The sequence below is a fragment of the Pseudoalteromonas sp. BSi20652 genome (genome assembly GCF_000239855.1).
Lineage (GTDB): Bacteria > Pseudomonadota > Gammaproteobacteria > Enterobacterales > Alteromonadaceae > Pseudoalteromonas.
Genome location: NZ_BADT01000038.1, coordinates 1 through 14,025, shown reverse-complemented (window position 1 = coordinate 14,025; position 14,025 = coordinate 1). Strand labels below are relative to the sequence as shown.

Below are 14,025 nucleotides of genomic sequence, written 5' to 3'. Positions count from 1 at the left end.
GTATCTGTAACTTTGTAAGCTTTGATAAACGGTTTAATAACAAGGTAATCATTTAGATGTGTAGTGCTTTTACATAAAAATTATTAACGCTGTTAGTGAACCGTTTAACCAGCTTTCAATTTAGAATGAGTAAGTGTAGCCCATCTGTACAGTACGCGGCTTACCTGGTTGAATGCCACCGTTTGAACGGTTAGCAACGTATGTTTTATCAAACAAGTTATCAACACTTAGGTATACTTTTTGATTATCATCGATTAAGTATTTAGCAGCTAAATCCCATACTACGCGGCTATCAATTGCGTTTAAGCCCGACTCAGTTAAGTTAGCATGCGCATCAGATACGTAACGTATTTGGCTGTTAACTACAAACGCAGAAAACTCAGCACCTAACGATAATGCGACTTGGTTTTCTGGTACGTAAGGCATTGCATCGCCTTTTTCTACCGTGCCCCAAATTTCTGAATCAAAATTGTTTTTAAACTCAGAGTCTGTGTAGGTATACGTTAATTTAACTGGGAACATAGCTGTATCAGTTGCAAACGTACGTGCTGCACTAAATTCAAAGCCCGCTACTTCTACTTCACCGTAGTTGTATTGGTCGCCAATGTTGTCGTCGCTACAACCAACCGCTGCAGTACAGTTACCGTGCATGTTGTCGTAGTCTGAGTAAAATGCAATGACTTCACCGCTAAAGCCATCCATATTGAAGCGAGAGCCAAACTCAATGTTTACACTTTCTTCTTCTTCTTGGTCAGCATTACCAGGTGCTGCTGGTGCATACCCTTTTTGAATACCCGCAAGTAGCGTTATGTTTTCGTTAAGCGTGTAAGTAGCACCTAACGACGGAACTAAAATTTCAGTGTCGTTCGACACATCTTTAGTTAAACCGTTGCTGCGCGTTGGATCTGATTTAGACCACTCTTCACGCGTAATAGTAATGTCTTCATAACGCAGACCTGCACTTACTACTAATGCATCAATTGTCCACTCGTCTTGAATAAACAAGGTGCTTGCTTCTGCGCTATCCACGCGGTTGCTGTCAGAGCCCGGAAGCCCTCGCTCTGTAAGCGTTAGACTTAGGTCTTGATTAAGTGTGTAAGTATCTTGCCATTGAAAACGATCCATTTCGTCTTCGTGGTAACGCACACCCACAGTCACATAGTGATCGCCTGCAGGAATATGTAATTCAGACTGAATACCTTTAGCTTGGTAATCGCGGTTATTAGCTTTAATACCAATACCTTCAATGCCTTCGCTTGTTGGGTTTGCTTCAAAATCGCTATATTGTTCAAGCGTACTTAAACCTACGCTGTTAGCTTTATACCAGTTACGATGAAAATCGTTTAAGTAAGCCGTTGCTAAAAACTCATAGCCATCACCAAAACGGTAAGCGTAGTTAAGTTGGTATGCATTGTGGCGCGTATTCATTTCATCGTTTTGCGATGCTGCATAACGACGGTAAGGACTTTGTTGATAATCTTCGTCAGTTAAGCCCATGTATGTTTCGTCTGATGTTTCGTCAGAGTACTTAATTTTTAGCTCAAGATTATGCGCATCGTTTTGACCAAACGTGTGGCCAAACTTTAATAGTAAATCTGTTTTTTCAAAGCCGGTGTTGTCATTACCTACTGGCAGCTCTTTAAAGCCGTCTGCGCCGTAAGTAAATACTTCAATTAAGCCTGCTGTGTTGTTTTTTCTTTACCGAAGTAAGCGTGACCTTTGTAGTAACCATCGCCACCAAGGGCTGCATCTACCATACCTTTTGAGCTATTTGGCTCTGTGGGTAAGCTGCGTGAAAGTAAGTTTAAAACACCACCCGTAGTACGTGGGCCATACTTAACCGACGCAGCGCCTTTTAATACTTCAATAGTTTCCATACGACCCACAGTCGGGAAGTAATAAGCAGAAGGAGCCGAATAGGGGGCTGGTGCAACTAATACACCGTCTTCCATTACTGAGATTTTATCGTTACGACCAGTGCCTGTGCCGCGCATACCAATATTAGGACGAAGGCCGTAACCGTCTTCTTCTTGTACGTAAACACCTGGGACAGACGCTAAAACGCGAGAAATATCAGTAAATTTGAATTTTTTAAGTTCTTCTTCAGAAATAAACGTAGCCGAACCAGGAATATCGTTAATTGCTTGTTCTGATCCAATAACGGTAATTTGTTCAAAGCGTTGTTCTTTATCGCTGGTATCTTTTGCTATTGCAGTCGCGCTACAAGACAAAGCAACCGCAGTTGCAAGGGTAGATACTAAAAACTTAGGGTTCATTGTGTTCCTAATCATGTCAATTATCTTAATTGACGTAATTTAAACACGACAATGAATACGAATCAATATTATTTAGTATTTAACTATTTATTTTTTAGAACTAAAAACACCTACTTATGCAACATGGTTAACTCGTTTGTTTCTTTAGTATTAATTAGTAACGATTTAACTCGATAAAAAGTATGCGCTTTAAACGTTTAGTAGCCTAAGCGCAGTGCTATAAATTCAGCGAGCTTATCTACAGCATGCTCCGACTCCCCCGAACTTTTTACTAAGCTAATACCAATACTACCAAGAGCAGGTAAATATTTGGTTTGAACCTGATAGTTAAGCTCACTCGGCACAGTACCTTTAGCCAGTACTGTAATGCCTAAGCCTTCTTTTAATGCAGCAATAAGACCCGTTAAATCGGCGTTGCTATATACAATGCGGTATTTTATACCGGCATTTTTTAACGCATCAGTCGCACGGCGACGATAAATACACCCTTCTGGTGCGGTAACTAGCGTAACCACGTCGTTTTGCGCAAGTGACAGGTCGCCCACCCAGACCAGTTCATCTTGCATAAAAATTGGGAACTTATCAGAATTAAGTCGCTCATTTAATGCAAGCACTAAATCAAACTGATCTTGGCGAGAAGCCGAAAGTAAATGTTTACTTAAACGCGACTTAACCTCTAAAGACACCTCGGGATAGAGCGCCACAAAGTCGCCAATAATGGCAGGTAAAATACGCGCTGCAAATTCGCTAGGGATACCCAAACGCACCTTACCGGCAATGTTTTCTGATGTGAACTGCTGCAAAATTGCATCGTTATGCTGTAACATTTGTTTTGCCATAGGTAATAATAGCTCACCGTACTGGTTAAGCACTTGGCGCTGACCTTGCTTTTTAAATAATTTATAGCCAAGCACATCTTCTAAACGTTTTATCTGTAGGCTTACAGCTGGTTGCGAGAGGCCAAGTAAGTCGCCGGCTTTAGCAAAACCACTTACCTCAACGACCATTACAAAGGTGCGTAAGCTATCGGTTGATATGTTTTTCATATTTAAAATTACAATTTATATCGCCATATATATAAGTATTATTTATCAATTGATAAATAATTACAATTTGTTGTTATACACCTCGCGCAATATACTTTTACCATTAAAAATACATAGGTGCTTGTGATGACTTTTAATCCAATAATGTTTGCCCGCCACAGCAGCGCTAACAGCGCAGTTATTAATGCTTTGCAAACAAACAACAACAGCGTTGTGATGGATTTTAGTGGGAGTGAAGCCACGGTGTTTTTGAGCACTATATTAGGTCATGATTTGACAAAGTTAACGACCAGCGGCTTTGGATTAAAAGGTACCCTCGACGGCGACTATAATTCTGATTATAGCTATGCCGTGTATTACTTTAGCGAAACCGCATTCAGATTTGTATTACCACACAGCGCAAGCCTTCAATTACAATCACTTATAAACGAGCAACAACTTCGTTTTGATATCGATTATGTAATTCGAACCGACCTAACTACTTTTACCCTAAGCGGCGAAAACGCATTTGATACGCTAGTTAATGCTTTTAAATTAACGCCGGGTTTACGCCTTTCTGACGCGCAACTATGTTACGGTGCGCAAAGTGGTGAGGTATTTATTACCGCTATTGATAATAAAGACGAACAACAATTTGTGCTTATAGCTAAAGCGCCAGAACTACAAAAATGGCAGAGCTATATGCAAGCGCACGGTTTTGCACTTACGCAAAATAAAGCCGCATAACGACTATAAACAACAGGTGAACATAACAATGTTTATCTGTTTTTAATTGCTATTAAGCAATTAAAGCCTATTTAAGCCACGCCCTAAACAGGGTTAATTTAAACGTGAAGGAATGTTATGACTTCTAAAACTGTACTACATGCTAAGCACCTAGAAGCGGGCGCAAAAATGGTTGATTTTCATGGCTGGGAAATGCCAATCAACTACGGCTCACAAATAGAAGAACACAATAACGTGCGTACCGACGCAGGTATGTTTGACGTATCACACATGACCATTGTTGATGTTCAAGGCGAGCAAGCACAAGCATTTTTACGTAAGTTGGTAGCAAACGACGTTGCTAAATTAACCGTACCGGGTAAAGCACTTTACACCGGCATGCTTAACGAGCAAGGCGGCGTAATAGACGATTTAATTATTTATTTCTTTAGCGACACGTTTTACCGCCTAGTTGTAAACTCAGCAACGCGCGAAAAAGACTTAGCGCATTTAGCTAATGTATCGAGTGATTTTGCCGTTACAGTGACTGAGCGCCCAGAGTTTGCAATGATTGCAGTACAAGGCCCAAACGCTAAAGCAAAAACAGCCACTCTTTTAAACGCAGAGCAACAAGCAGCCGTTGAAGGTATGAAGCCGTTTTTTGGTGTTCAAGTAGGTGATTTATTTATTGCTACAACGGGTTATACTGGCGAAGACGGTTACGAAATTGTAGTACCGAACGACCAAGCAGCCGATTTATGGCAACAACTGCTAGACGCAGGTGTAGCGCCTGCTGGTTTAGGTGCACGCGACACGCTTCGTTTAGAAGCAGGTATGAACCTTTACGGCCTAGATATGGACGAAAGCGTATCACCACTTGCAGCTAACATGGCATGGACCATTGCATGGGAACCAGAAGATCGCGACTTTATTGGTCGTGACGTACTTGTTAAGCAACGCGCAGAAAAAAGCACTGACAAACTAGTTGGCTTAGTGTTTGAAGAAAAAGGCGTGTTGCGTAGCGGTTCTAAAGTAATTGTTGACGGTGGGATAGGTATTATTACGTCTGGTACTTTTTCACCAACACTTGGTTTTAGTGTAGCCCTTGCACGTGTACCACGTTCAACAGGCGATACAGCTCAAGTAGAAATGCGTAAAAAATTAGTAAACGTTAAAGTAGTAAAGCCTAGCTTTGTACGTAACGGTAAATCAATAATCTAAATAATTTGGTTATACCAATCAGTGTCATTATTGTGATTGGTATCCTCCCAATATAAACCAAAGGACAAATAAAATGAGTAACATTCCTAGCGAGTTAAAATACGCACCTTCACACGAGTGGGTTCGCAGTGAAGGCGACGGTACCTTTACTGTTGGTATTACAGAGCATGCACAAGAGCTTCTTGGCGACATGGTATTTGTTGAATTACCAGAAGTGGGCGACGAAGTAGACGCTGGCGAAGACTGTGCAGTAGCAGAGTCGGTTAAAGCAGCATCAGACATTTACGCACCAATTAGCGGCGAAATTGTTGCCATTAACGAAGAGCTAGAAGATTCACCTGAAACAGTAAACAACGACGCTTACGGCGACGGTTGGTTATTCCGTGTTAAAGCATCTGATGAGTCTGAGCTAGACAACTTATTAGACGCTGAAGGTTACTCGCACACTATCGACGAAGAATAATAGTTCTTTGTAGATAACTAAAAGCCCCGCGTGTTTTATTTAGATATCGGGGCTTTTATGATTTTACAGTTAACTTTTCCATACACAGTAAGCCGTTAAATCATAGAATTTTAAGTTATTGCTGTTTACCCATCAGCAGTAGCCACATTTTTTGGATCATAGGAATCTGGACACATGTCAAACGCCAAATCTCTTGAAGAACTAGAGCAAAAGCAAGATTTTATTCGCCGCCATATTGGGCCAAGCCCAGCACAAGTAAGCGATATGCTAAGTGCTTTAGAAGTATCGAGTGTGCAAGAACTGATCGACCAAACTGTACCGGCTAGCATTCGTCTAGAACAACCGCTAACAGTTGGCGAAAGCCGTACTGAAGTTGAAACACTAAGCTACCTAAAATCAGTAGCAAGCAAAAATAAAGTTTTCAAATCGTACATTGGCCAAGGCTACCACCCAACTAACGTACCGCACGTAATTTTACGTAACGTACTAGAAAATCCAGGTTGGTATACAGCGTACACACCGTATCAGCCAGAGATTGCACAAGGGCGTTTAGAATCATTATTAAACTTCCAAACTATGACCCTAGATTTAACTGGTCTTGATTTAGCGAGCGCATCACTACTTGACGAGTCAACAGCGGCTGCAGAGGCTATGGGCCTTGCAAAACGCGTATCAAAAGCTAAAAAAGCCAATGCCTTTTTTATTGCCGACGACGTACACACACAAACAATCGACGTAGTAACAACGCGTGCCGAGCAGTTTGGTTTTGAAATAATTGTAGGTAAAGCAGAAGATGCCGTAAACCACGACATTTTTGGCGCATTGTTTCAATACCCAACTACATCAGGCGAAGTGGTAGACGTAACCGATCTAATTGCTGGTGTACAAAGCAAAAAGGCGATTGCCTGTGTTGCTGCCGACATCATGAGTTTATTACTATTAAAAGCACCGGGTAAATTAGGCGCAGACGTAGTACTTGGTTCGGCTCAACGTTTTGGCGTACCTATGGGTTACGGCGGTCCACACGCTGCATTTTTTGCAACACGTGACGCATACAAACGTTCATTACCAGGTCGTATTATTGGTGTATCTAAAGACCGTTTAGGTAACGACGCACTACGTATGGCAATGCAAACGCGCGAACAACACATTCGCCGCGACAAAGCCAATTCAAACATTTGTACAGCGCAAGTACTACTTGCCAACATGGCTGCGTTTTACGCGGTGTACCATGGCCCACAAGGCTTAAAAACTATCGCGCAGCGTATACATCGCTTTGCTGATATTTTAGCAAGTGGTCTTAAAGCTAAAGGCATCGCACTTAAGCACAATACATGGTTTGATACCCTTACAATTGTAAGCGACAACAAAAACGACGTAACAGCACGTGCAATTGCAAAAGGCGTAAACTTTGCAACAAACCACGAAGGCGAGTACTCAATTTCGGTATCAGAAACTACAACGCGCGCCGATGTAGCTGAGCTATTTGATATTATTTTAGGCGAAGGCCACGGCCTAAGCGTAGACGCTATTGCAGCCGACGTTGAAGCAAATGGCATCGAGTCAATTCCTGCAAGTTTAGTGCGTGATGACGAAGTATTAACGCATCCAAACTTTAACAGCTACCACAGCGAAACAGACATGCTTCGCTACATTAAGCGACTAGAAAGCAAAGACTTATCGCTTAATCACTCAATGATCTCGTTAGGCTCATGTACCATGAAACTAAACGCGACTGCTGAGATGATCCCAATTACGTGGCCTGAGTTTGCAAACCTTCACCCATTCTGCCCGCTTGATCAAGCAGAGGGTTACCAAATAATGATTGGCGAGCTTCACGACTGGCTAGTAAACATTACCGGTTACGATGCAGTATCACTTCAGCCAAACTCTGGCGCGCAAGGTGAATACGCAGGCTTAATTGCCATTCGTAAATACCACGAGTCACGCGGCGACGCACACCGTAATGTATGTTTAATCCCAAGCTCTGCGCACGGTACTAACCCTGCATCAGCGCAAATGGCAAGCATGAAAATTGTCGTGGTTAACTGCGATAAAAACGGCAACATCGACATGGAAGATTTAAAAGCGAAAGCCGCTGACGTGTCTGAAAACCTGTCGTGTGCCATGATCACGTACCCATCTACCCATGGTGTTTACGAAGAAACCATTCGCGAACTATGTGACATTATTCACGAGCACGGCGGCCAAGTTTACATGGACGGCGCAAACATGAACGCGCAAGTGGGCGTAACAAGCCCGGGCTTTATTGGTTCAGACGTATCGCACTTAAACTTGCACAAAACGTTTTGTATTCCACACGGTGGCGGCGGCCCAGGTGTTGGCCCAATTGGTGTTAAATCGCACCTTGCGCCGTTTATGCCAAACCACAGCGTAATTAACGTACCAGGTACTAACATTGGTAACGGTGCGGTATCGGCAGCGCCTTACGGCTCAGCCGCTATTTTACCTATTTCATGGGCTTACATCACCATGATGGGGAGCGAGGGCTTAAAACAAGCAACTGAAATGGCCATTGTGAACGCTAACTACTTAACGCATGAGTTAAGCCAGCACTTCCCAATTTTATACCGTGGTCGTAACAATCGTGTTGCTCACGAATGTATTGTTGACTTACGCCCGCTTAAAGAGCTATCAGGCATTACTGAAATGGATGTAGCTAAGCGCTTGCAAGACTACGGCTTCCATTCACCAACTATGTCGTTCCCAGTAGCTGGTACATTAATGATTGAGCCAACTGAGTCTGAATCAAAAGGTGAGATTGACCGCTTTATCGAAGCAATGGTGTCGATTAAAGGCGAAATTGAAAAAGTAATCTCTGGCGAATGGTCAATCGAAAACAACCCGCTAGTGTTTGCACCGCATACACAAGGCGACGTGTTAGGTAATGAATGGGACCGTGCGTACGACCGTTTTTACGCTGCATTTCCAGTGCCTGCAGTAGCTAAAAACAAGTTCTGGCCAACCGTTACACGTATAGACGATGTATACGGCGACCGTAACTTGGTATGTTCATGCCCAGCGGTTGAGACATATAGAGATTGATAATTTTTAAAATTTCCAATTAAAGATTGGGAATTTATAAAATTGAAAAAGCCGTTGCAGCAATGTAGCGGCTTTTTTGTGTGTGTTTAAACATTGTAGACGCACAGCTTGCTGGCGTGTTGGGCGTAGCCCAAAAGGTGTTTAATTATTGAAGGCGCATACTTTGTTTCCTTTTGGCTCATTGAGGGATTAGAAACCTTATTTAAGGTTTTGTCGCGCTGGCGACGGCAGCCAAAGAGGGGCTATAGATTTTCAAGCTTAACGCTGCTGCAAGTAATTCATCCCTGAAGCTGGGTTACTGTCGGCATCCATGCCTTCACTTCCTCATACTGCGAAGCTGCGCTTCGGTTATTCGTCACCTCTCAGCGCACCCGAGCATCACGCTTAACCCTTCAAACCACAATTGATGTGAACGTAAACGGCGAAGATAGGCCATCCATGGCCTAGTTTCGCCTTATCGCGCATCCATGCGCGACATTACTCATCAATTGCTTATTTTCAGGGCGTGATGACGGGGGAGGGTGTTAAACGTGAGGTTGGTGTTTGGTCTTGGCAAGATGCAAGACCTGACCCTCTGCATTTCCTCCTCGCTCAAAAGCCAAGAGTATGTGTTATTTATTGTAGGCGTTTAGCTTGCTGGCGCGCGGGCGGCAGCCCGAATAAGTATTTGAATAGGTGTTTGAGGTTACTATTACAGATAGCGCGAATACGTTTTGCACTTCTAGAAATCAGAAACCTTATTCAAGGTTTTGTCGCGCTGGCGACGGCAGCCAAAGAGGGGCTGCCGCTGGTCCCTCTCTGGACGCTCTCAGCGCACCCGAGCATCACGCTTAATCCTTCAAACCACAATTGATGTGAACGTAAACGCCATGAAAGCACATCCATGTGCAAGCATGGCTTTCATTTCATCCATGAAATGAATTACTCATCAATTGCTTGTTTTCAGGGCGTGATGACGGGGAAGGGTGTTAAACGTGAGGTTGGTGTTTGGTCTTAGATAAATACAAGATTTATCAGCTAACACCTTAATGTATGAAGTCGAGATTTAACCCCTTTTTAATTCCAATGAAATATATTAATAAAAATACGCCAATACAAAAGTAAAAATTTCTCAGCGAGTTACATAACTGACGGTTAGTCATTTTCTTTGTAAATTACTTGTCACCCAATACAGGGTTAATTCATTTCGGAGAAAATTATGTCTAAGTCAAAATCTAATCAAGCACCTATGACCACAAAAGCTGTTGCTCGTATTCAAAGTGGTGAGGCAAAAGCAAATGGCGGCCAAGTTTCATCAAAAGGCTTTGCTGCAAGAGCAGCTCGTGCTGCCGCTAATAATAACAAAAACGATTAAGGAGTCAGGACTAGGAAGTTGTTGACTTCCTAGTCCTTTATTTTGATTATGTCTGCATATAGTAAAGATAAAGAAATTAGTAAGTTGGTAAAACACTTAATTAAATCTGGTTGGGTGTTCAAACAAGGAAAGAAGCACGGCTTGATATATGCGCCTAAAGGTGGTCGCATTGCAGTTCCTTGTACGCCGAGTGATAGACGCTCACATCTTAACTTTAAACGAAACCTTAAAAGAATTATGACAATGGAAGTTGATTATGCTTAAAGAAAAGCGCCAACCATTTATGACACCTGTTGAAATAGTACGCATTATCGCGAGTGCAATAGGAGTTAAAGCATCGAATAAACAGCTAGACACTTTTGCTTTCAAATATGACCAGCCCTACACCTTAGCTTCAAGTTTATTCAAGGAATCTATTTCAGTTCCTCTTTCTAAGTTCATAAGTAAGGGCTTCTCTAAAAAATTAGAAGCTAAATTTGAATCAATGATGCGGGAATATATTGAATTGGTAAACTCAACTCCTATGGACGGTATAACCAGAGTAGAGACTGAAGCAATTCTTACCCGGTGGATCCTCGATACAATTGCTGTTGAATTCAATCTTTTTATGGGAAAAGTAATTGAGGGACCAAATTATTTAATGAGAAATAACCTTCATCCTAATGGGATAACCCAGGCGTTTGATTGGTTATCTTCAAATGTTGAGTGGTGGGATAGCTTTCTTAAATTTATTCCAAAAGAAAAACGTCATCGCTTCAAGCTTTGGAAAAGTAATGATGAACTGCCAAAGCTATCTAATATAACAAATATTCCAGATTACCTTTCTAATTCTGAAGTAGAGGGGCATGAATGGGAAAAGATTAAAGTTGTTATTTTAGCAGCCCGTTTTATCGATAATTTACAGCGAAATTATGCCGATATTTACCCAGAGCAATTAGTCAATGTTGATGTACTGAGCTTAAGTCAAGTTGAACAATATATATGGCATTTAAAGAGTAACAATCAAGTTTGGCTCAAATCGCTAGGGGAGCAAGGGCTAGAGATAGATTACATTTTTTATAAAAAGGGTGAAAATAAAGAACTCTCTGATGCAGATCGAAAACAGTGCTTAAAAACGTTGATTGACGAGCTTGAAGTCTCAACTTTTAAGCACCCCAAATTTAATATGGGATATTGGCTGAGCTGGTATCGCGCTCGATGGCATGCTCTGAATGGGGAGCTTAAAGAAGCAAATGGCCATTTTAAAGCAACGTTTGAACAAGCTTTATTTTTTGCTGGGCCATCGATACCTGAAATTATAAAAGAAGCTCTCAGTATTGCTTCTAGCCTTAAACCGACACCAGATAAGGCTTTTATTAAGAGGTTGAAAAACTCTGCAATCCTATTTGGTATTGATATACCTTTGCATAAAGAAGATAAAAGCCAATTAGAAGCTAATCGCTTTGATAGTGTTGTTGAAGATTGGGAATTAAAACTATATGCAGCAACATTTCATAAGCATTTTCCACCGGCTTTACAGTTTAATGACAGTTCCTCAAATGGAGCACAACGGATAGGACCATTACTTGGTTCTTTTAAGCAAAGTATTGAGCCTAACTTTCGAAGCCCAAATAAAAAAATAGTTGTTGGAGATACCTGGGGTAAGCAGATGCCCCAAATAGTCTATTTTTCATGGATGAATTGCGTGGAAACAGTTTCACAGTTCATTAATACAGGTGTAAATGTAAATGCACTATCTGATTCCAATGAATCTGCATTGCTTTTTTCTATCTTGCAAATGGATGTATTGGATCATGGTTCAAGCATGGACGATAGGTTATTCAAGCTAATAAGCTCTATTAAACATAGTGAAGGTGTTGTTAATACGAAAACATCCAAAAAAGAATTATTACCTCTAGTATGTGCCGTTGATACAGGCAGGCCAGAAGTCGTAGCCAAGGTCATAGAGATGGGAGCAAACGTTAACTTTAGAGGGAATACTGATAAACAATCAGCACTCTTCGCAACTTTATGTAAAATCGGAATTATAAAAAGACCAGAGGTTTTGAAGAATTTGATAAAAGAACATCCTCTGAATGATGAATTATTAGATACTATAAGGAGACATTCTAACGGTTTAATGGGCGCTACATTGGATGAAGTTAAAAGAAATTACGAGAAGTGTTTACAAGATCCAATGTTTAAAAATATTACAGATTCTGGGCATAACTTGATAGTAGATAGAGTTAAAGAGTTTATGACATTAGATGATATGAGAAAAATAGCCCAATTACTCATAAATGCAGGAGCTGACGCTAATGCCAGTCATAATACTAGGATTAATGGGTTTACACCTTTGATGCTTGCGGCTGAGCTAGATGAAGTTGAATTATTTGAAGCTATGATTCAGAAAAACGGAGATCCACTAATAACTGCTGAGCATCCTGAAACAGGGAGGCTATTGGATTGTAAGCATATTGCTTTCGCCCATCAATCAAATAAAGTATTAAGGTACTTAGTTTCACAACAGAAATGAGCATAAAACCAAAGGGGTCAAATCTTGACTTCATACATCAGTGGTCTAGATTTATAGTTTATTGCTCATTGAGTTTATTATTATGTCTAGACCGCTGCGAATAGAGTATGAAAATGCGTTTTATCATGTGATGAATCGCGGAAGAGGGCGTGAAAATACCTTTTTGAGTGATGACGATTTTAAGCATTTTTTAAAAAACTAAAGGGGTCAAATCTTGACTTCAGACATTAAAAATAGATAAATCAGAATGGGTGTCATTATAATTATCTTAAATTTTAATTGCCTCAATCGGCGTGGTTGATAACCCACTAAACCAAAGGGGTCAAATCTTGACTTCATACATCAATGGTCTAGATTTATAGTTTATTGCTCATTGAGTTTATTATTATGTCTAGACCGCTGCGAATAGAGTATGAAAATGCGTTTTATCATGTGATGAATCGCGGAAGAGGGCGTGAAAATACCTTTTTGAGTGATGACGATTTTAAGCATTTTTTATACTGCATTGAGCAAGCAAGCCTTCGCTTTAATATTGAAGTGCATTCGTATTGTTTAATGACCAATCATTACCACCTGCTAATAAAAACACCCGATGCTAATTTAGGCCGAGCCATGAAGCATATTAATGGCCTCTATACCCAATACTTTAATCGAACCCACAATACAGACGGTGCATTGTTCAGAGGGCGCTATAAGGCTGTGCTGGTGGATGCTGATAATTACTTACTACATGTTAGCCGTTATATACATCGTAACCCAATAGAAACAAGTACACCGTTAGTAGATGAGCTCATTGACTATAAATGGTCTAGCTACTCAGCTTTTATCAAAAAAACAGCGACGCCGAAATGGTTAGTTCGAGACTTTATATTTTCGCTTCAAGGAAAAAAGCGCAAATATGCTGCGTACAAACAGTTTGTTGAATATGAAAACAATAAAGAAATAAGTGCTTTTTATGGCGCTAAAAAGTTATTTTCGGTGTTGGGCGGCGATGAATTTATTCAGAATATTAAGGAGTATATTGCAAAATCAGACAACGAAAAAAGCGTTGTTGTTCAGAGGCGTTCAACTGATGATGTTATTGCGTACTTAGCTAAATATTTTTGTATAGATGCACATGATATTGTAACGGTTAAAAAAGGGCGTAAAGAGAAAAACTTGCCTCGTATGTTTGCCATAAAGTTATGCCAAGATTTAACAGGGCAAAATTTGAAAGCGTTAGCCGTTGTTTTTAATGTTCAACATTATTCAGCCATATCCCAAACGGTATGCAGGCTAAATAAGTTAATAATTGAAGATGATAAGGTCAACTTACAGTTCGAAAAACTTCGAGATAGTTTGATGTATGAAGTCAAGATTTGACCCCAAGCCTCCGCAAA

The 14,025-nt window shown here is 40.9% G+C and carries 8 protein-coding genes and 1 pseudogene; 7 read left to right on the top strand and 2 right to left on the bottom strand.

Translation table 11 applies throughout. The annotated features are described in order from the left end of the window. Positions 1-120: 120 nt before the first annotated feature. Positions 121-2,276: pseudogene (locus P20652_RS17450) on the bottom strand (TonB-dependent receptor family protein). 197 nt (positions 2,277-2,473) lie between these two features. Beyond that, positions 2,474-3,322: a LysR family transcriptional regulator gene (locus P20652_RS14780; RefSeq protein WP_008166295.1), complete on the bottom strand. Its 849-nt coding sequence runs from the start codon at positions 3,320-3,322 to the stop codon at positions 2,474-2,476. Positions 3,323-3,448: 126 nt separating this feature from the next. Between P20652_RS14780 and P20652_RS14785 the strand changes: the two genes are divergently transcribed. From P20652_RS14785 to P20652_RS14810, 7 genes are all read left to right on the top strand, one after another. Next, entirely contained in the window at positions 3,449-4,048 is a 600-nt protein-coding gene (locus tag P20652_RS14785; RefSeq protein ID WP_008166293.1) for a hypothetical protein, read from the top strand. Between the two features lie 117 nt (positions 4,049-4,165). Then, positions 4,166-5,248: a glycine cleavage system aminomethyltransferase GcvT gene (gene gcvT, locus P20652_RS14790; RefSeq protein WP_008166291.1), complete on the top strand. Its 1,083-nt coding sequence runs from the start codon at positions 4,166-4,168 to the stop codon at positions 5,246-5,248. A gap of 73 nt (positions 5,249-5,321) precedes the next feature. Next, complete coding sequence (gene gcvH / locus P20652_RS14795; RefSeq protein ID WP_008166289.1) at positions 5,322-5,711, top strand: glycine cleavage system protein GcvH; 390 nt, start codon at positions 5,322-5,324, stop codon at positions 5,709-5,711. A gap of 174 nt (positions 5,712-5,885) precedes the next feature. Further along, positions 5,886-8,777, top strand: coding sequence for an aminomethyl-transferring glycine dehydrogenase (gcvP, locus tag P20652_RS14800; RefSeq protein WP_008166286.1), 2,892 nt, complete (start codon positions 5,886-5,888; stop codon positions 8,775-8,777). Positions 8,778-9,975: 1,198 nt separating this feature from the next. Continuing rightward, positions 9,976-10,131 (top strand): hypothetical protein, encoded by a 156-nt coding sequence (locus P20652_RS20095; RefSeq protein ID WP_008166284.1) that lies wholly within the window; start codon positions 9,976-9,978, stop codon positions 10,129-10,131. Positions 10,132-10,387: 256 nt separating this feature from the next. Further along, positions 10,388-12,646: an ankyrin repeat domain-containing protein gene (locus P20652_RS14805; protein ID WP_008166282.1), complete on the top strand. Its 2,259-nt coding sequence runs from the start codon at positions 10,388-10,390 to the stop codon at positions 12,644-12,646. Between the two features lie 387 nt (positions 12,647-13,033). Beyond that, positions 13,034-14,008, top strand: coding sequence for a transposase (locus tag P20652_RS14810; protein ID WP_008166280.1), 975 nt, complete (start codon positions 13,034-13,036; stop codon positions 14,006-14,008). The last annotated feature ends 17 nt before the right edge of the window (positions 14,009-14,025 follow it).